This window comes from Psychrobacter sp. I-STPA6b, from assembly GCF_020662265.1.
In the GTDB taxonomy this organism is placed as follows: domain Bacteria; phylum Pseudomonadota; class Gammaproteobacteria; order Pseudomonadales; family Moraxellaceae; genus Psychrobacter.
This window is the reverse complement of sequence record NZ_VEWM01000057.1, coordinates 35,369-55,916: the sequence shown is the minus strand read 5'-3', so window position 1 is coordinate 55,916 and position 20,548 is coordinate 35,369. Positions and strand designations below refer to the sequence as shown.

10 protein-coding genes are annotated in these 20,548 nt (G+C 42.6%); 2 read left to right on the top strand and 8 right to left on the bottom strand.

The window, feature by feature from the left end:
• Window positions 1–144: 144 nt before the first annotated feature.
• Window positions 145–966, bottom strand: coding sequence for an alpha/beta fold hydrolase (locus FHK88_RS04230; protein ID WP_227429520.1), 822 nt, complete (start codon window positions 964–966; stop codon window positions 145–147).
• Between the two features lie 1,238 nt (window positions 967–2,204).
• Here FHK88_RS04230 and putA point away from each other — a divergent pair.
• Window positions 2,205–5,393 carry a bifunctional proline dehydrogenase/L-glutamate gamma-semialdehyde dehydrogenase PutA gene (gene putA / locus FHK88_RS04225; RefSeq protein ID WP_227429519.1) on the top strand — a complete coding sequence of 1,063 codons (3,189 nt, stop codon included), beginning with the start codon at window positions 2,205–2,207 and terminating at the stop codon, window positions 5,391–5,393.
• Window positions 5,394–5,406: 13 nt separating this feature from the next.
• Entirely contained in the window at window positions 5,407–6,126 is a 720-nt protein-coding gene (locus FHK88_RS04220; protein ID WP_227429518.1) for a 1-pyrroline-5-carboxylate dehydrogenase, read from the top strand.
• Between the two features lie 131 nt (window positions 6,127–6,257).
• Here the strand turns inward: FHK88_RS04220 and FHK88_RS04215 are convergent, their stop codons facing one another.
• From FHK88_RS04215 to FHK88_RS04185, 7 genes are all read right to left on the bottom strand, one after another.
• Complete coding sequence (locus tag FHK88_RS04215; protein WP_227429517.1) at window positions 6,258–10,316, bottom strand: SbcC/MukB-like Walker B domain-containing protein; 4,059 nt, start codon at window positions 10,314–10,316, stop codon at window positions 6,258–6,260.
• 91 nt (window positions 10,317–10,407) lie between these two features.
• The gene (locus FHK88_RS04210) at window positions 10,408–11,007 is read right to left on the bottom strand and encodes a hypothetical protein (RefSeq protein WP_227429516.1); all 600 of its coding nucleotides are present in this window, start codon (window positions 11,005–11,007) and stop codon (window positions 10,408–10,410) included.
• Window positions 11,008–11,015: 8 nt separating this feature from the next.
• Complete coding sequence (locus tag FHK88_RS04205) at window positions 11,016–12,386, bottom strand: exonuclease SbcCD subunit D C-terminal domain-containing protein (protein ID WP_264480606.1); 1,371 nt, start codon at window positions 12,384–12,386, stop codon at window positions 11,016–11,018.
• 137 nt (window positions 12,387–12,523) lie between these two features.
• Window positions 12,524–15,028, bottom strand: coding sequence for a hypothetical protein (locus tag FHK88_RS04200; RefSeq protein WP_227429515.1), 2,505 nt, complete (start codon window positions 15,026–15,028; stop codon window positions 12,524–12,526).
• A 50-nt stretch (window positions 15,029–15,078) separates the two neighbouring features.
• Window positions 15,079–16,317, bottom strand: a complete 1,239-nt coding sequence (locus tag FHK88_RS04195) for a VWA domain-containing protein (protein WP_264480605.1) — start codon at window positions 16,315–16,317, stop codon at window positions 15,079–15,081.
• A complete protein-coding gene (locus FHK88_RS04190; RefSeq protein WP_227429514.1) occupies window positions 16,317–19,346 on the bottom strand; it encodes a DUF5682 family protein in 3,030 nt (1,009 codons plus the stop codon). Before FHK88_RS04190 ends, FHK88_RS04195 begins: the two co-directional genes overlap by 1 nt.
• 6 nt (window positions 19,347–19,352) lie before the next feature.
• The gene (locus FHK88_RS04185) at window positions 19,353–20,519 is read right to left on the bottom strand and encodes an AAA family ATPase (RefSeq protein ID WP_227429513.1); all 1,167 of its coding nucleotides are present in this window, start codon (window positions 20,517–20,519) and stop codon (window positions 19,353–19,355) included.
• Window positions 20,520–20,548 lie beyond the last annotated feature (29 nt).

The window sequence follows — 20,548 nt, the reverse complement described above, 5'->3', positions numbered from 1 at the left end:
GTTGTATGATATAGAGGCGGTTTTCATAAACAAAAGTTTGCGTTTATACTGGAAAGATAATTAAAACTGGTTTGATTAAAGTAACTTTTTGTATGTATATGTAAACATATATTGGATGAGAGTAGTCAGTATTTGGTTGTGTATCTACGCTTGTTTTTGTAAGTAAGCTTCAATAGTATCAACAATGCTGGCAGGGTTTTGTGTCCATGCGTTATGAGGGCTGCCTTTAAGATCACTAGGCAGAGTGATAGGTGTCAGAGTTGCTTCTGCACAGAGTTTAGAGAGTTGCTCGCTAGTATGGTAGGGTGCATAGGTATCTCCCTGCAAGCATAGATACAGTCCTTTGCCTTTACCATTTATCGGTGCTTGATTAAGGAAGTCATAGCGCCCAGTGAATACCATTTGACACCAGTTACTTATCAAACCCTTGGTTTCACGATCACCCAGACCTACTTTATATCCAGGCAGGTATCCATATATCTTGACAAGGATTTGAAATAAAAACATGACTTTTAGCATATTGAGTCGCTTCATACCTTGCCAGTTTTTGTAGTGTAGGTTGCCAGTGGCAATACCAATCATTGGGATATCATGTAAAGCACTATAAAAAGTAGCCAAATGTCCACCTAAATCATGCCCCATTAGATAGGTGCTATGATTGGTTTTATTTGGAACATAGGCAAGTAAGTTGGGAATAAAGTCGTCAAGCAGGTCTTGATAGTTATAGTCGACTTGCCGGCTGACGTTTGGTTGGTTTTCACCACAACAAGGATAATCTGCGGTAATGATGGTATGTCCTTGCTGTGTTAGTAAATCAAAAAATTTGATATATCTGCGCATTGACAACCCTAACGCATTTAAAAAAATAAATGTAGCGTAGTGTTGGTCAGGTTGAGTAAATATTTGTGGTGGGTGGACATGTACACGAACCTGATACTTATCCATGAATAAAAAATTTTTTGGCATGTGTCCTCTTCCTTGAAGCTATGACGAGTATCATAAATAAGCTATTAGGCGGTAAGTTTGCTTGAAATTTTATGCATCTATCGTGCCATAGTTTTTGGGTGCATCATAGGGTTATTATGTTGCTAGAGTGTGTGAATGTCCATTATGATTATCTATCAATAAGGTTGACAACAGGCAGAGTTTGTCTAAGCTATTATACTAACCGAGTCAGATAAAACAAATGCTTATCTATGTTTTAGTATATCTATACTAGGATATTGCAAGAGTAGCTTTGTGCATTATAGATAAATATGAATACATGGGTAGAGGAGTATATTGCTATAGTCAGCTCAATACAAAACTGCCACTAAAGTTAAAAAGTCAAAATCGCTTGTAGTACCTGAACTTTATAGGAACAGTGACACTATCATGCGTTTTCTGAGAAACCGAAGAATCTTGTATCTTGGGCTGATTATATGTGCTAATTTAGATGATAGCGGAAGAATAAACCCCAAGACAAGCCAGATATTGCTATATAGACATGTTCGGCATATGAGTGGTAGTTATATGAAGTTAATCGGAGTATCTTTCGATGATTTATTAAGTATTAAATAATGGTGTGATGATTGGTTAAGAGTGCTTTGATTCTAGAGAGCTGATGAGTGATTATATAAAGACAGATAACGATAATAAATAGTCATATCTTGGTAATACATTGCAATAAAATTAGAAAAAATGGTACTAGATTGACCATATTCCGTGTTATTCTATGCTTATGAGTCCATAACCTCAATCAACGCCGTAGAGGTTTTTCTTTACCTGATAGTGAATGCAATAAGCTTAGCGATAGGTGTGGTTTTTTTATGACTGCTGGCTATTGTATATTTGTGTTATCAGAGCCAACAAAGAAGAAGGCGCTAGTGGACTTATGATTGTCATTTCGGTTGTTACCGAGACGATATTCTATCGCTGACTGATTTGTTAAGCTGTTGTTTTATGATGATGGCTGGATAGTCGGTCTGGTTTCACGTTGTTGATACCTGTTTGTTGGCTGATTTTTATCTATTTAAACTGATGATTCTTACCTTATATCATATAGGATGTGTTGATATTAATAAGGTAAGAGGTTATATATTGCGATTATATTGATTATTATTTGGCAGTATTCAATCTTCAAGGTATGGTTTTAGTAGTAATATAAGTAAGTTAGTCAATATATGGGTGCAATGACGTGATGGAGTTTCCACAACGGAGTTGCTATGAACCCAATAAAACAATTTACCCCAGAAAAACCAATTTTATTCTCTCCTCAAGATTTATTATCTCCTAGTTACATTACGCAGTCTCCTGCTGAACTAATAGAAAAAGTCTCTCCTTTATACAGTGTCGATGAATCCTCATGGCTTAGTCAGTTACTACCTTTGGCAAAGCCAAGTGACCAAGAGCGTACAGCGATAGCTGAGCAGACTCAGCGCTTGGTTGAGCATGTTCGCCATGACGACAAAGCGGTCAAAATGGTAGATTCACTATTATTAGAGTATAGCCTTGATACAAAAGAAGGTATTTTGCTGATGAGTTTGGCAGAAGCGTTGATTCGTGTGCCAGATAATCATACAGCTGATGCCCTGATTCGTGACAAGATGAGTGTTGCCGACTGGAAAAAACATTTAAAAGACGATAATGGTTTTGTGGTCAATGCGTCAACTTGGGGCTTGATGATGACCGGTCGGGTAGTGAGTATTGATAGCAATACAACGGCTGCTGGGTTTTTAGACCGTATGACCAAAAAGATGGGTGAGCCAGTGATTCGTCGTGCCATGCAACGTGCGATGAAAATCATGGGACATCAGTTTGTGCTTGGTGAGACCATCGAAGATGCGAAGAAAAACAGTGTGTCTTATCGTAAAAAAGGCTATACCTATTCGTTTGATATGCTAGGTGAAGCGGCGATTACTAATAAAGATGCAGAAAAGTATTTTAATGACTATCTACATGCAATTAAGTCTGCTGCCAGTGTTGAAGTGGTAGATGGTATGCCAACACCGTCGGTGTCTATCAAGCTGTCTGCGTTGCATCCACGTTATGAGGCGACTCAAGAAGCGCAAGTATTGGGGCTACTGTGCCAGCGTTGCCGTTTGTTGATTGAAGCGGCGCGTGAAGTCAATGTTGATATTAGTATTGATGCTGAAGAGGCAGACCGCCTTGAGATTTCATTAAAACTTTTTGAGGCGTTATACCGTGATCCATTAACCAGTGGCTGGCAAGGTTTGGGGCTGGTTGTACAGGCATATTCAAAGCGTGCCATTGCTGTATTGGCATGGCTTGCCAGCTTAGCAAAAGAAGTGGGTGACAAAATTCCTGTGCGTCTTGTTAAAGGGGCATATTGGGACTCTGAGGTGAAGCTGGCGCAACAAAAAGGCTTGTCTGGCTATCCTGTCTGGACACGAAAAGAAGGCACAGATGTGGCATATCTTGCTTGTGCTCGCTTTTTATTATCTGAGCAGATTCGTGGGGTATTATGGCCACAGTTTGCGACGCATAATGCACATACGCTGGCTTCGGTGATGACCATGAGTGAGCATCGTGACTTTGAGTTCCAGCGTTTACATGGAATGGGTGATGCGCTGTATGATCATATCTTGCAGGCTTATGAAATTCCAGTGCGCATTTATGCTCCTGTGGGTGCGCATAAAGATTTATTACCATATTTAGTGCGTCGTCTATTAGAAAATGGTGCAAATAGTTCATTTGTGCATCAGTTGTTAGATAAGTCTTATCCGATTGATAAACTCACTGTGCATCCTTATGACAAGTTAACGTCGCATGAGACATTGCAAAATCCTTTGATTCCATTGCCATTAGATATTTATGGACAGCGTAAAGCCAGCTTTGGGGTCAATATTTTTGTGCAGTCACAATGGAAGCCATTTAAGGCTGCTGTTGATAACTATCTGGGCAATACATGGACAGCATATTCTATTATTAATGCTGAAAAAATCAGCACGGATAATATTTATGAAGTGGTTGCACCTTGGAATCATAAAGTTGTTGCAGGACAAGCACATTTTGCAAATGCTGAGCTTGCAACTTGTGCCGTTGAGGCGGCACGACAAGGTGAACAAAAATGGCAGGCGGTCAGTGCCAGTGAGCGCGCACAGATTTTGCGTCGTATTGCTGAGTACTATGAAGATAACTATGCACAACTGATTGCCCTATGTCATAAAGAGGCAGGGAAAACGATGCAAGATAGCATTGATGAAGTGCGTGAAGCCGTTGACTTCTGTCGTTTTTATGCAGATGAAGCTGAGCGTCTAGAGGGTGAAACTCAGCAAGTGACTGATCTGATGGGACAGACAGTGACCTATCAACGCAAACCTCGTGGTACGTTTGTGTGTATTAGCCCGTGGAACTTTCCGTTAGCCATTTATACAGGACAGGTTGTAGCAGCATTGGCTGCTGGTAATACGGTCGTGGCAAAACCAGCTGAGCAGACCAGCTTGATTGCCTGCTTTGCAACTGAACTGATGTATGAGGCGGGCGTACCAGCAGAAGCGTTACAGTTAGTATTGGGGGCAGGAGATGTTGGTGGTGCATTAAGTGCTGCTAAGGGTATTGCAGGTGTGATATTTACTGGCTCAACGCAGACTGCTCAACGTATTAATCAAAGCCTACATCAGCACCGTGCGGAGCAAAGTGAGGGTAATGCTCAGCTTCCAGTATTAATCGCAGAGACAGGCGGTCAAAATGCCATGATTGTTGACTCAACGGCATTGCCAGAGCAAGTAGTGCGAGATGCTGTTTTGTCTGCTTTTGGCTCAGCAGGTCAGCGCTGTTCAGCTTGTCGTATTTTATGTGTGCAAGAAGAAGTTGCCGATGGCATTATTGAGCTTTTACAAGGCAATATGGCTGAGCTGGTCGTTGGTAACCCTGTTAATGTCAGTACAGATGTTGGTCCTGTAATTGATAAAGAAGCACAATCTGGATTGCTTGAGCATATTGAGCATCTAGATAAAGATAGCAACGCACGTATGATTGCACAGACACCTGTAAGTGCAGATGCTGTTGAGTCTTTAGATGATGCTACATTTGTCTGTCCAACAGCGATTGAGGTCAATAGCATTGAGACAATCGGTGGTGAGCATTTTGGTCCTATATTGCATGTATTGCGTTATAAGGCACAGAACCTTGATAGCTTGATTGATGCTATTAATGCGTCAGGATATGGATTAACACTTGGTATTCATAGCCGTATTGAGTCAACTACGCATCACATTGAGCGTCGTACTGTGGTGGGTAATACTTATATCAATCGTAACCAAATCGGTGCGGTGGTGAATGTGCAGCCATTTGGGGGCTGTGGACTTTCTGGTACAGGTCCAAAGGCAGGTGGTCCTCATTATCTCGCTCGCTTAATGCAGTGGGAGCAAACAGATAATCAAGCAGTATAATAAGGATACAAGTATGATGACAAATCAAATGATTGAATCAAACTCAAGCGCATTTAAAACACAACATACCCAGCGCTGTGAGGAATGGCGATTGTTAAAAGCAAGCAATCGCGCTACCTATTTGCAGTCAGCATCTGAGGCATTGGCATTACTAACTGGTGATGCAGAAAAAGCCTTGCGTTTGTTTACTCATATTTTAGCGCAAGCACCAGCATTAGATGAGGTGACTGAGCTGACAGGAGCAACAGGTGAGTCTAATGAGCTATACGTTACGGCACGTGGTAAAACCATGATTGTTGGAACTGAATCTGCGACACCTTTACCTGTGGTTGGGCAGTTATTAGCCGCTTTGCTGGCAGGTAATGAAGTTATCTTGCACTATCCTAGTGAATATACATTGTGTGAGCAAATACAGGTCGCTTTACGTGAAGCTGGCGTGGTAGAAGATGTCATCAGTGTCGCAAATGACTCACAAACGGAAGTCCTATTGCATATGGATCGCTTGGCTGCGGTTGGTCTGGTTGGCAGTCAGTCAGAAGTAGACAAACTGGCAGCCATTATCTCTAATACTGACGGTATTTTGACTCAAGTGATTGCTGTAACAGATATGCAGGGTTGTCATGAAATACTTGCTCCTGAGTATTTATTACGTTATGTCACTGAACGCGTGATTACCATTAATACCACAGCTATTGGTGGTAATGCCAGTTTGATTGAGCTGGGTATGGGATAATGGGATAGATATTTTTTCAATCTTTTCCTGATAATAGTCGGAAGAGTTGGGTAAAATAACAAAGCTGGGCAAATAATAAAACAGATACTATATGTTTTGTTATTTGCCCTTTTTATATCGATTTTGTCTTATCACCCCACCTTTTGACAACCCACCCCTGATAACTGGCTGTAGCCACCTGCTCCTTTTTCCACCTTGATTTGGGTTAAGATACGCTCTTTTAGTGCTTGCACATGCGAGATAACGCCAATGAGTTTGCCTTCTTGTTGCAAGTTGGTCAGCGTCTCTAAGGCAATATCGAGTGAGTCTTCATCAAGCGTGCCAAAGCCTTCGTCCAAAAACAGCGAATCCACGCGAATATTTTGGCTTGCCATTTGTGATAGTCCCAAAGCCAATGCCAGACTGATGATAAAGCCTTCACCCCCAGATAGGTTTTTACTACTGCGTATCTCACCGCCTTGATAGTTATCAATGACGTTGAGCTCAAGTGGGTTGCTGTCATCACGGATAAGTAGATAACGGTCACTCATTTTGTGCAGTTGCGTATTGGCATGTTTCACCATGATTTCAAAGGTTAAGCCTTGAGCAAAGGTGCGAAACTTTTTGCCATCGGCTGAGCCAATTAAATGATGAAGCTGTTGCCATATTTGATATTCTTGCTTTTGGGCTTCGATGGCATCGACTTGGCTCTGCACATCGGCTTTTTTTGCCAAGTTGCTATTAAGCTGTTGGTTAATTGCGCCAATCTGCTCAGCTATGTTATCGGCTTGTTGGCTGGTGTCTTGCTGGATTTGCAATAAGCTGTCTTTATCAGCATCGGTAAGGGGGTTTTGTTGTTTGGCGTTAAGCGTTTGCTGAGTTTGGGTCAGTAATAAATGGGCTTGCTGTAATTGCGATGCGAGTTGGCTTTGTTGCTGGCTTAGTTGTTCCCGCTCACTTTGTGGTAGCCGTGCCTGCAAAAAGGCTTGCTCATCGGCAAATTGTTGTTGCTGTAATGCGGTGGCAAAACTTGCCTGCTGAGTGGTTAAGTTATGATTGGCAAGGTTAAGTAATTGCGTCAGTTTTTCTGCATCTTGTTGTAGCTGTTGTAAGCGTTGTTGCTGGCTGGCGTATTCAGTTTTGCTTTGTGCCAGTTTGTCTTTGCTGTCATCTAGGTGTTGGCGTAGGCGTTGCTCTTCATTATCAGGGTTTTTATCAGCAAATAATTCATGGCGTGCTTGCACAAGCTCGTCAATATGTTGTTGTTTTGCCTGTATGCTTTCTGTGATATGGGTCAGTGCTTGTTTTTGCTCGTTAAGTTGCTGTTGTTTACTTTGAATTTGTGCTTCAAGTGTGCCAAGCGTTTTTTCTAACTCATGCTCTGCTTGCTGTTTGCTTTGGTAGGTCTGTTTGCACTCAGTCAATGCTTTGCGGTAGTTACGTAAATGCTCTAGATAAGTGTCAAACTCTTGTTCTACCAGTAAGTTTTTGTCACTTGTTTGCTCATTTATCTGCTCGGTTAATTGCTTAGTTAAGGCATTTAGGTCATCTAAACACAATTCGGCGTACTGGATATTATCGGTATGATATTTTTGTATCAGCGTGCGTAGTTGTGTGATGTGTTTTTCAAGGTGCTGATGGTGATTTTCAATTTGTGTTTGTTGGTTGTTGTCCTGCTGTTGTCCTAGCTGAATGTCAGTACTTAGTTGGTTAAGCTCACCCTTGATATTTTGTTCATTTTGTAGTGTGTATTCAAGCTCGCTATTTTGTGTGCTGATTTGCTGTGATAGCTCATCGTACTGGTCAAGCTGTGCATGTAGGGTTTGCTTTAGCTGTGTGATGCTGTGCTGAGCTTGTTGCACCTGTGTCATCGCACTGGCTATTTGCTGATTGAGGTTTGTTAAGGTGTTGTTGGCTGTTTGCCAGTCGTCATTGCTCGGTGATGGCTGGGTTTTTAATATAGCCTGTAATGCGGTAGAGGTATTTAAATTCTCTAAGGCTTTGCTTGTGGTTACAGTCTTTAAGTGATTGAGCGTTTGTAATGGTTGCTGTATCCCTTGTTGTTGCTCGTTGAGCTGATGATGTAAGGCGTTTAGTTGTTGCTGTTGTTGTTTGATATGTGCCTGATGATTGGCATACTGTACGTTAAAATCGGCAATTTGCTGAGTGTACTTGCTGATGCTGTCATCAAGTTGCGATAGCTTATTTTGTGCTTCGACAATAGGTGAAGTGGGTGAGGGGGTAGCTGACGCGTCATCATTTTGGCTTTGGCTGTTATTCTGACTTTGTGTTTGTGTCTGTCTGCGTAGGGGGTGCTGATGGGCGTAGGGGTGCTCGGTTGCACCACATAGTGGGCAGGGCTGATTGTCTTGTAACAGCTCGATATAGTCTTCAAGTTTGGCAACTTGTTGTAATAACGACAGTTTTTCTTGTTGTTGCTGTCGGTTTTGTTGGGCGTGTTTCAGCTTGGCTTGTGAGTCTAGTATTTGTTGATGCAGTTGTTGTGCTTGCCCGTTTAGGTTTGGCAGTTGCTGATGAGTGCTATTTAGTTGTTGTGTGGTTTTTTGCATTTGCTCAAGTTGAGCATGGAGCTTATCGAGTTGGCTAATTTGCTGATTAAGCTCTTCTTGTTGCTGACGTAATTGGCTAACGGCTTGCCCTTGTGTCAGAGTGGTTAGTTGCTGTTGTAGGTTGCTTAACTGCTGTTTTTTATCGCCAATTTGGCTGTGGATTTGGCTTTGTTGTTGCGTTAGGTGCTGTTGTTTAAGGGTTAATGCTTGCATGGCTGACTGGTTTTGCTGTCGTTGTTGAGCAAGCGTTATTGTCTGCTGTAAATAATGCTTAAGCTGTGAGCCATGATGGTCAACTTGCTCAATATCAAGGGTTAAGTTTTGATGGTGTTGATGATTGCTTAAAAATGCCTGTGTGTCTTTAAGCTGTGCCTGCGTTTGTGTTTGGGTGGTTTGTTGGGTGCTAAGCTGTTGTTGCAGTCGCTCAATCTGCTCAGTGAGGTTGTTTTGTTGCTCACGTTGCTCATTTAGCCCTTGACGTTGGTGCAATAGCTCATTGTCTTGCTGGCGAGCTTTGTTAATGAATGGCAGTTGTTGCTGTAGTTGTGCATTTGCTTGTTTTTCTGCTTGTGTGTGTTCAGTCAGTGTTTGCTGACTTTGCTGAGTTTTCTGCTGTTGTTGTGGGATAAGAACTTGTAGTTGTTGCTGTTCTTGCTGTCGCTGAGTAAGCAGTTGACGCTGATGGCATAGTTGACTGTATTGGCTTTCAATCTCTAATGCTTGATTTGCCATTGCCAGACGTTTTGCTTCACTGGCAAACGCTTGCTGTGCTTGTTGTGCCTTATCATATTCGATTTGGTAGGTGTTTAGGTTGTGTTTAAGTTGCTCAATTTCTTCTAGCCATGTGATTTTTTTATTTATGTCTTGTAGTTTGTTGCGTTGCTCATGTTGCGTTGCGTTTAGCTGTTGTACTTGGGTTTTAAGCTGTTGTTCTTCTTCGCTACTGAGTAGGGCAATGCCTTCTAGTTTGGCTTTTAATTGTTTTAATAGTTCTTCTTCTTGGCGTTTTTTCTCATGAACACTTTCAGAGATGGTGGCATAAATATCAGTACCAGTGATTTTTTCTAGAATATCGGCACGCTCGTCAGATTTGGCATTTAAAAACGCTGAAAAACTGCCCTGTGCCAATAAAATAGAGCGGGTAAATTGTTGAAAGTCCATACCCGTCAAGTCGATAATAGCTGTTTTGGTGCGCGACAGTTTGCTTTCGATTATTTTGTCGCCTGTTTTTTGTGCGTGTTTATTGTTGGCGTTTTGCTCAGAGTTTAGGTCGGGTTTTGGGGTTATCAGGGCGACTTCATGGGTGGCATCTTGTAGGTTGCCGTCAGGCTTGTTATAAGCCCTGCGTTGCCCCCAACGGCAACGATAGCAGGTGCCATTTAAGTCAATCACCACTTCAGCATAGCATTCGCCCGTCTGTCGTGTCATCACTTCATTGGTCGATTTGCTGATGGTGGGAATACGAGGTGTTTCGCCATATAGTGCCAAGCAGATGGCGTCTAAGATGGTGGTTTTGCCTGCCCCTGTCTGCCCTGTAATGGCAAAGATGCCTTCGTTAATAAAGCTGTCATGGCTAAAGTCAATGTGCCATTCGCCTTTAAGTGAGTTTAGGTTTTTAAAGCGTAGTTCTAAGATGCGCATGGTTGGGTCTTGATTTGGTTGGATGTTAATTTGGTTTGGTAGAGTTTGGATTTGGCTGAGTGTTAAGGATCAATAAAATTTAAAATCAAACCTAACTTGAACCCCATTGAATATTTTCTATATATAAATTCTCATCAGCGGTTATGGTTATTTGTTTTACTTTTTGTCCAACTAAGCTGGGATTGATATGATGATTGCTTAGACATATATTGACATAATCGTCAGGTTTGATGCGATCTTCTGTGCTAGTGGCAATTAATCCTCTTGCTGATTTAGTTAATAAAATATGTGGGTTATTTTCTAATACTACAATTGCTTTTAGGTTAATACGATTTGTCCAATCGTCCACTTCACTAAGATGTTGGTAAGGCAGTTTTTTATTATCAAATCGCAAACAAACGCCGATTGAATTACCGACAACATCAGCGTCAATTTTCTGATTATCTAGTACCAGTCCTGATTTTGTAATAATAAAATCCCCTTCAATATCAATGGTTTGAATTTTACCTAGATGACTGTTATTTGCTAATGTTTCTATGCCATTATTAATGCTATCATTCACTTTTTGTGACCAGTCAGCATCATTACTACAGCCTGATAAGGCTAGTAGGATTATGGTCAAAGTGATATTAAATATAGGATAAAGACCAGTTGATTTATCTTGTGAAAATAATTGCTGTATAGTGGTCATTGTATATTTTATTCCGCCTGTTTATCTTTATGTTCAATATTATATAAAATCTGCTCATAAGCTTGGCGTAGGGTGGGTTTTTGACTGTCAGGAATTTGATAAGTATCCAAACAGCGTTCAAAAACCTCACGTTCATCTAAGTCTTGTAGGGTTTCATCATCACTTTGTTGTTGTAGCACTTTGTTATAAGTACTGGTATTTTTGATTTTTAATACCTCACATGGTAGGTCACTGATGATGGTTTGGATATGCTCACGTAGGTCACTGACCACCTCTTGTCCAGTATATATGACCTCGAGCCAAAGTGTGCGATTTTGTGTGTTGTTTTCTTGGCATAAGCTGGTGACAGCGTGATGGATTTTTTCCTCAATTTGCTCAAGTGTGCCTGATATTTGTGCCATTGGCTGAAAGCAAGGTACGGCAATCGACGTTATTTGCTTATCCGTTTGATTTTTCTTATCTATATGAGTAAAACGAACGAGTAATACTTGTTTTTGTTGCCGAGCTTCACCAAAGCCCATGGCAATGGGTGAGCCACTGTAGCGGATATGCTCACAACCGCCAACTTTTTGTGGTACATGCAGATGCCCAAGTGCCACATAGTCAAAGCAGTCATCAAATATACTGGCGGACACTTGCCCAAGTGTGCCGACATATAAGTCACGTACGCCATCATCATCAGTGGTTTTTCCACCTACGGTGAATAGATGACCTGTGGCGATGATGGGGATATGACACTGATGGTTGGCAATAAGCTTGCTCTGTATGCTTTTGGCATGTTCTGCAACTTGTTGATAGTGTGCTTGAATACCTGCAATGACATTGGCGTCTTTGTCGCTACTGGACTCACCAGCGATACTGCCTCGCACATCACGGTCACGTAGGTAGGGGACGGCAGTAACGATACAATATGGATTGCCTTGATTGTCCATTAAAGTCAATACTTCGTCACGAGGGTCTTCGCAAGCTGTACCAATAATATGCACGTTTAGATATTTTAGGGCAGTTTTGGGGGCGTCCAAAAAGGTGGGGGAATCGTGGTTGCCTGCAACAATAACCACATGCTGACAGTGTAACTGGGAGATTTTACCCAAAAATTCATAATATAAGGCTTGGGCTTTGTTGCTTGGGGTCATGGTGTCAAAGATGTCGCCTGCGACAATGACCACATCTACTTGCTGTTGCTCAATGGTGTCGGTAAGCCATGTCAAAAAAGCGTCAAATTCTGCATAACGTTGTTGTCCATATAGCCGTCTACCTAGATGCCAGTCAGAGGTATGTAAGATGGTCAGGGCAGGGCGGTTGGGGGTGTTAGTAGTTTGGGTGTTGCTGGTCTGAGTATTAATGGCTTGGGCGGTATCAGTTGGGGTATTGGGCATGGCTGATGGCTACTGCGTTTATAAAAGATAGAATAGAGATAACATTCGGCGGATATGAATATGTCAGTATATCAGTGTTTTGGGTGGTTTTTAACCATCGTTCATTTTAAATGCTGTCCCTTTTAATACTGTTCTTTTTAAACACAGCCAATATATGCCACTTCACTCATCACCGTAATCGCCATCAGCATAATAATAAAGTCTTTGGGGTTGGCAGTGTTAGGCTGTAGCTGGTTTAACCATGTGGCTAGGGTGTGATGTCCGATTTGCCCTGCATATTGGGCAAGTTGTTGATGCTCATACCAAAAGCGTTCGGATAAACGCTCACTTCCACATAATAAAGCATCATCTAGCCAGCGTTGGCAGGCAGATAATAGGGTTTGTGAATCGGTGAAGGCGTTAGTTAGGGAATTGGTTAAGGGATTGGTCAGAAAGGTAGATAGACTGCTTGTATCATTAGTGTTGATTTCGCTTAAGTCAATACAAGGCAACTGGCTTAGCCACTCTTTAGCAGGTTGCTTGTTATTTGAATGTGACAGATGGGCAGGCAGGTCAATACTGGGGACGATGTGCTGGTCATCATGAAATATTGCCCAAGGGGTGATAACTGCCATCATCTGCCCTTGATAGCGTTGCCATGAAAGCGTACCTGCGACATGGTGGACAGTGGTGCTGTAGTGAGGGCTTAAATCTTTGTTATTTGAATCACTGTTTAAGTTGCCATTTAAATTGTCTTTGCTATCATCACTTCTGTCATTTAAAAAGGCTTGGCAAAGCATTTCTAAGGCATAAGGGGTATGTTTACGGTAGTGTTGTTGTATCCAGAAATGGCTGGGTGTGCTATCGGGATTACTAGAGATGTCTGTATCTGTGACTAAGATTGCCACCCTTTGTTCAGCAGGGTCATAGCCGATATAGTGTATTTGGGCAATGGGCAAGATAACAAAGTCAGGGTGCTGATAACGAGGCTGGATAAAGCTGGGAGTGCGTTTTTGATAATGAGCTTTTAGCTGTGCAATTGTGGCAAAGCGAATGGGCGTGGGTAGGTTGCTTAATTGTTCGGCAGTGACAGTATAAGGTAAGCGTTGGTTATAAGCTCGGCGGGTTTTGTTTAGGGTGAGGCGGTGATTGGCGTAGCGTTTGCCTCGTTGACTGGTTAATAGTCCATGTTGTAGCTCAGCCAATGTCAGCTGTGGGGCAAGGGATTGTTGGCGAATTTGTTGTTGTTTTTGCTGGTTGGTTACGGGGTCATTTGCTTGTATTGGTGCTTGTTGTGGTTGAGTTTGAGATAAGGACGAGGTTTGAGATTGGGTTTGTGGTGCTGACCAAGTGTGATACAGCAAAGATAAGCTATGACTATGAATGTCTAAGAGCATGGTTTGGGCGTGATAAGTATCAGCGTAGGCTTGGATTTGACAACCAAGGCTGAGCAGTTGGGTGGTGGCAATGTTGGTGGTGTGTTTAAGCCCGACGCCAAGGCTAACTTGGGAAAATGCAGGTTGTTGCCCTGCCAGCCGTCTAAGTAGGTAATCTGCAATTAGACGGTTGCCTTGTGCAAAGTCGAAGTCACTACGGCGTATTTGATAGGCAGTTAGCCAGTCTTGTAGGTCATCGATGATGTCCATCAGCCAGATATAGTGCTTTTTTTGACAGTCTTGGTGGATATTGGCAAGGCGTTGTTGGTTGGCGTTTATGCCATCACCAATGTTATTACCGCTAATGCCAAATTGGTACAGTTGGCAAAATAGTTGTTGCTCCTCATCGCTTAATAATGAGAAAACATGCTGAATCGCCTGTGGTGAAAATAGCTGTTGGGTAAGCTTTTGATAAATTTGCTTATTGTCTTGTTCTTCATTTTGCTTATTAACTTTGTTGTTAGCTTGTTGCTTGGGTTCGTCTTTGTCAGATGAAGTGTTATTAGGGTTTTTATTTGAACTTTGTTGATGGCTGTTTTTATTATTAAGGTTGCTAATATCATCAGCGGTTAGGGTAACTGATAAGCTATTGGCTGATTGGTTCTGTAGCGTGTCACCAACATTAATAAAGGCAATGGACGCCAGCAAAATATGCTCACAGCCTTGTTTTTTATGGCAATCACAAATACATTCTTGTAATAAAGCCCCACCCCAAAATCTAACTGTTGCCATTGGTAGGCGAGCAGTGGCACAAGGCTCTTGTTCGCCATCGAATAGGATAATGCTGATATTGGGTTGACACAGTTTGCTGGCACGTTGTCGGGTGTTTTTATGATAAATATCATTGCTATATTGGCAGATGTCCTCAGCAGTAAGGGTATGAATGGCAGGTTGTTGGTCATCAGGGTTGCCAAAATTTTCTTGGTAATATTGACGGTAGGTAAGGGCAGTTTGTAGCTGGTGGCGACATAGGCTATGGGCAATGGCAGGACAATCACATTGGCTATCATTGATGGCTTGCTTAAGTTGCCATGTGACTTGATTACCATCATCAAAGCTGGCAGTAAGGGTTAGACTATCATCGGTACTAAGACTGGGAATATCACCTTTTTCAAGGGCTTTTTGTGCCCGTTTGACCAGTCCTTTATTGGCAATATGGCTAAGTTTGTCAGGGTTTAGGCTGGCAATGTTTGGTAGTTTGGCAAGTGTGGGTGTAGATTGGCTCATAGTTCTATTTCTATATTTGAATGGCTAGTTATTTTAATGACTAGTTAATATTATCCCATCACTTCAATCACCCAATCTGCCAGTTTGGCAGGGGTCATGGCGGCGACGCTGGCACCTGCTTTGGCAAGCTGTTGGGCAGTATCATGGCAGTAGCTTGGGTTGGCATTTTCATCTAAGGCAGCCAGTGCCAATACTTTACTGCCTTGAGTATGTAATTGGGCGATTTGCTGCACAAGCCACGCCTCATTACCACCTTCATAAAAGTCACTGATTAACACTACCATGGTGCGTTTGGGTACAGTGATAAGCTCACTGGCATACTGCACTGCATTCGCGATATTAGTACCACCGCCAAGCTGTACTTGCATAAGTAGCTCGACAGGGTCTTGCACCTCGTCGGTCAAATCAACAACATTGGTATCAAAGGCAATCAGATGGGTACGCAAGCGACGTATGCCCCAAAAACTTGCTGCAACAATGGCAGAATGAATGACCGAATCGACCATACTGCCACTTTGGTCAACCAAGATAATCAGTTGCCACTCTTTTAGACTGGGGCTGTGGTGACTATAAAACCACGGCTGGGCTAAGATAAGCTGACGGCGTTTCGGGTCATAATGTTGTAAGTTGCGTTTGATGGTGGCTTTAAATGCCAGTTGTTTGCTACTGCCTTGCTTTTTAAGCTGTGCAGGTTCTCTTTTACCAAGAGTACTACGCTCGATATCCAGTTTTAATTTGTTTAGTAATTCCTCGACCACTTGCTTGACTAATTTACGAGCCATAGCCAGCACTTCAGGATTCATCAGGTGTTTGGTACGCAATACCGCCGATAATAAAGTGGGATTGGGTGTTGCCCGTTGCAAAACTTCAGGGCAGGTGACTAAGTCATCGAGTTGATAGAGTTCTAATGCGTCTTTTTGTAGGCGTTCGACGGTTTGTTTGGGAAATAGCACTTCAATGTTATTTATCCACTCTGGCGTGCTTAGGGTGGACGCACCTTGCCCTGCTTGGCGTTGCAGTTGTTCTTGACTGCTGTCGCTACTACTACCACCACCATTGCCATTGCCAGTATTCAAGCCCAAACCTGCTTGCTCACGACCATATAGCCAAGTGAGATGTTGATTCATTTGGCTCACGGTAGGGTTTTGATTTTGTCCAAAACTGCTGTCACATACTTCGCCTAATAACAGTCGCCAGCGGTCTTGAATAGATAATGGGGGCTGGTCGTTATCACTGTTTTGTGGTTTTGAAGTTGGCATTAGTGCTGGTGTTAGCTTTGGTAGGGTCATCAGTCTGGCTCCCCAATTTGTTGCCAAAATGGCGGATAAATTTGTTGCAGATAGGCTAAGGTTTGTTGCTCAATGGAGCTGGCATGGCTTATTTGTCTTGCCAATGTTTGGCTGTCTTGGGGAAGGGGTTGTTGGATTAACCGTTGCCATTGTTGTGCTTGCTCGTTATTTAATCCCATAATAGAGGCAAGTTGTTTGGCAAGTTGCTGTCGTTCTCGTGGTGGAAACCAGCCAAATGCTTGGCGTAAACTGGGCAATGCGGTTAAAAATTCTGTATCATTTATTTGGCTAAAAATTTGGTGCAAACTGTCTAATAAATTCGCTTGGCGAGTGATTTCATGGCGGGCGGTGGCAAACAATCCCAATAAAAAATCACCCAATTTATCGACCACAGGCACGCTTTTGATAATACCAATTAAATCTATGGCAACTAAATCTAGCTGGGTAGATTGACCAAACTGATGAATCAAGCGTTGATAACTGCCAACGGCACTGCCTCTTAATGTTGCACTGGTTTGATTATCAAGGCTTAGACGTTGTAGCACTTGGCACATACTCAAAGGGTCAAGCGGTGTTACTTGTGTGGTTGGTAAATTTTCTGATTGAGAACTGGGCAAGCTAAGTGGGCTAAATGAGTTAAGTGGATTAAGTGAGCTTAGTGTTATTTGTGCCATGGCATTGAGTCTGTCTGCTTGCTCAATGCCATGCGTGATGATTTGGATACTGGTGATGTCGGCTTGTTTGTCTTGATGGTGTTGGCTGTTACTATGACTATAATCACCATCAACCAACCATAGCAAACGCTGAATCACCAAAATCAAGGGTATCGCCAATAGACGCTCAATATCTTGCCCCCAAAATCCTTGCAATTGCATACTAATCAGCCGATTACCCAATCTGCTGATGGCTTGGCGTTTTTGGATATGTGGCAATAGCCGTTCAAGCTGAGTAATCAGTTGGGCTGACCATGTATCAAAGCCACAATGAATAACGCTACTAAAAATTTGCGTAATGGCATCAATTTGGCTGTCAGCATCGGGCAGTTGCTGGATTTGATAAAAGCGTTCATTTAATGCTGTTTGGCTGGCTTGTGCAAGGCTTGCTCCATAGCGTGAAGCTTGGATAAGCTCGACTTGCCAATGTACATTTTTATGTAGTTGCCACTGCTCAGTGGCTAAAGGGCTATTTACTTTTTGGTTGCTATTTGAGTTGTTGTTTGACTGTTGGTTAGTGTTTGGGGTAATTAATTGCACACTAGAAATATTAAGTACTGATAATTGCCATAAAATATGTAATTTTTCTCGCTCAACGGGGTCACGATAGCTTAATTTCAACATTTGTGGCTGGTCAGTGGGCATTAAGTCAAAACGTTGTAGCAACGTTTCAATGGCAATAAGTAAGGGTGGTGTGGGGGTGAACTGTGCCAATTTGCCACTGCGTTGTCCTGTTAATGTGGTCAAAGCAAGGCGGATTAATGGGTGGTCATCGCTATGTAATAAACGCAGATATTGCCAGCCATCGTTGCTGGCGTGGTTTAGTTTGGAATCATTCCAAGGGCTGACCGTCGGCAAGGTATCATTGACCACACAGCTTAACATGGCATCAAGCAGTTCTTGCCGACTCGGGGTAGCCAAACCACGCAGAGCTGCCAAACTGGCACTGCTGTGTTGCCATGCCGTTAGTGTCGCTGTGGATAGGGGCTGTTTTGCTTGCCGTATGGCTTGGCAAATGGCAATCATGGCGGTGTCATGGGCGATTTGGTGGTTCATCTTGGCATCAAATAGCCACTGGTAATACTGCGGTGAGGGCATACCCGCCCCATAACCCATAAGACTTTCGACCTGCTTAAAGCTAAACGGTATTAGATAGTTGCCTTGACTGATAATTTGTGTACGTGGTAACAAATTATCAAACTCAGCGTCATCGTTATAGTCATTGCTATCCTTATTTTCAACACCTTTAATATCAGCATTATTTTTATTATCTTCTGACTGTCTATTTTGTGATTGACCATGTTGCAATTGAAAAAACTGCTTAACATAACGTTGCATATCAGGTGGTGAGGGTAATAAGGTTTCCTCTGTTTGATGTTGTATTGGTTGTTGTTTTAATTGTTGTTGTAGTTGGTTAAGTTGTTGTTTGATACCATTGATGTGCCAACCGCCACACACCACCAAAATGCCTCCTTGCTTATTTTGTTGACCCTTGGCCATTGCTATTGCTAGTTTGGCTTGATGATAAGCAATCCATTGTGCCATATAGCCTTCTCGGCAACGGTCTTCTATTGAGCCTTTGGCATCACCTCGCAACACATCAAAATAATAAGCCAACCGAGTTTCAATATTGTCAAAGTTCTTGTTGTCAAAGTGCTTGTTGTCAAAGTGCTTGTTGTCAAAATGATTTAGGTCAGTGGTTTGTTCAAACCATCGCTCCCACAAAGCATCTTGATTATCACAGCCTGTTTGTTCTAATAGTTGGGTAAGGACATGATGATAACGATTGCTTGTTTGGTTATCGTTATCCAATGATTGAGCAGATAAGGGGGATTGATTGTCTGTACTGTCTTGCCAGTTATGATGGATACTTGCCCGATAGCTCCAATGGGGGAGGTCAATAAAATCAATTTCAGCATTAATTTTACCTGCTGTCTGAATGGCGAGCCATTCTGGTGAATAGTCTAATAAGGGAAACCAACTTTGAGCTGTTTGGATATTATCCTGAGCGTCTAAATTGTTGTTTTCTAAATTATTGTCCTCTAAATCCAAATCGGCAATCGGCTGTGCTAAAACTCGCTCTTGGCGATAGCTGTATAAAGCAATGGGCAGTTGGTGTGGCAAGAAAAACTGTGCCAACTGTGGCTTAATATCACTGGGGGCTTCAATCAATACCACCGCAGGGCGATGCGTCAATATCCATTGTTGCACCAAGGTGGCACACACAGGACTATGATGGCGAATACCAATAAAATGTACTGCTTGAATAGCGTTTTTTGCTGGGTGAGTAGCGGTTGGCTCAGTCACAGTCGTCATCGCCAATTATCCCAATAACTCTAATCGGGATTGGTATAAATCCTGCCAGCCAGATTCTGGGCGTTGTTTGGCGTGGTGGTCAAGATAACGGCGTAACTTAAGCTTGTCATCATTGTTATCTTTGATGGCACAGCCAAGCATGGCATTTAAAATATCAGCAGGTGAGCCTGCATCGCCACGTAAAAAATAACCATGCAAACATACCGCTTGTGCGACATTGACCACCTCAGCAGTACTTAGCGTAGTCGATAGCTTTTCAATGGCATTGCCCGAGGTTTTTATGCCTGTGCGTAGCTCTCGGCACATGGTAACCAAAATCTGAATCACCTCATCAGAGGGGGCAGTATCAATGCCTTGCTCGGTTAATAATTGCATGACTTGACGTTTTACCAAACTCATTTCATCGTCAATATGGGCAATGGGAAACACCGTCTCAAAGGCAAAACGCCGTTTTAGGGCGGCAGACATCTCATTGACCCCTTTGTCACGTGTATTGGCAGTGGCAATCAAGTTAAAACCAGCCTTTGCATAAATGGTGGCGTGTTCATCATTATTTGCCAATTCTGGCACCATTAATAGACGCTCAGATAATATGGATAACAAGCCATCTTGCACTTCTGGCGGACAACGAGTAATTTCCTCAAAGCGGACAATTTTGCCCTCTTGCATGGCTCGCATGACAGGTGAGGCAACCAACGCCTTAGTGCTAGGACCTTCGTTTAGTAGCAAGCCATAATTCCAGCCATAGCGAATTTGGTCTTCACTGGTGGCAGCACTGCCTTGTACCGTCAAGGTGCTGTTACCACTGATGGCAGTTGCCAATAACTCAGATAACATGGATTTGGCAGTACCGGGTTCACCGATAAGCAATAATGCCCGCTGGCTGGCAAGCGTTACCAATATTCGCTCTATCATACTCGGTGGACAGACCAGTTTTTTTTCAATATCAAGCGAGGTATTGCCCAAAATAAAATCTCGCACTGCCAACATCGACATTTGCCACCCTTGTGGTGTGGGTCTGGGCTGTGTTTTTTGTTGTGTCTGGTCATATTCTTGCAGGCGTTGCAATTCATTGGCATAACGCACTTCTGCAGGCGGGCGTTGCTGTTGCTGTGCTGTCTGCTCTGATAGTTGTGCTGTTGTTTGCTCTGATGTGTGTTTTTTACTAGACATGGTAAATCCTAATTGTCAGTTTTTTTATT

What these genes read in the sequence shown, in the direction of transcription:
- FHK88_RS04230 (WP_227429520.1), bottom strand. Translation starts at nt 966, where the DNA reads ATGCCAAAAAATTTTTTATTCATGGATAAGTATCAGGTTCGTGTACAT.
- putA (WP_227429519.1), top strand. Translation starts at nt 2,205, where the DNA reads ATGAACCCAATAAAACAATTTACCCCAGAAAAACCAATTTTATTCTCT.
- FHK88_RS04220 (WP_227429518.1), top strand. Translation starts at nt 5,407, where the DNA reads ATGATGACAAATCAAATGATTGAATCAAACTCAAGCGCATTTAAAACA.
- FHK88_RS04215 (WP_227429517.1), bottom strand. Translation starts at nt 10,316, where the DNA reads ATGCGCATCTTAGAACTACGCTTTAAAAACCTAAACTCACTTAAAGGC.
- FHK88_RS04210 (WP_227429516.1), bottom strand. Translation starts at nt 11,007, where the DNA reads ATGACCACTATACAGCAATTATTTTCACAAGATAAATCAACTGGTCTT.
- FHK88_RS04205 (WP_264480606.1), bottom strand. Translation starts at nt 12,386, where the DNA reads ATGCCCAATACCCCAACTGATACCGCCCAAGCCATTAATACTCAGACC.
- FHK88_RS04200 (WP_227429515.1), bottom strand. Translation starts at nt 15,028, where the DNA reads ATGAGCCAATCTACACCCACACTTGCCAAACTACCAAACATTGCCAGC.
- FHK88_RS04195 (WP_264480605.1), bottom strand. Translation starts at nt 16,317, where the DNA reads ATGACCCTACCAAAGCTAACACCAGCACTAATGCCAACTTCAAAACCA.
- FHK88_RS04190 (WP_227429514.1), bottom strand. Translation starts at nt 19,346, where the DNA reads ATGACGACTGTGACTGAGCCAACCGCTACTCACCCAGCAAAAAACGCT.
- FHK88_RS04185 (WP_227429513.1), bottom strand. Translation starts at nt 20,519, where the DNA reads ATGTCTAGTAAAAAACACACATCAGAGCAAACAACAGCACAACTATCA.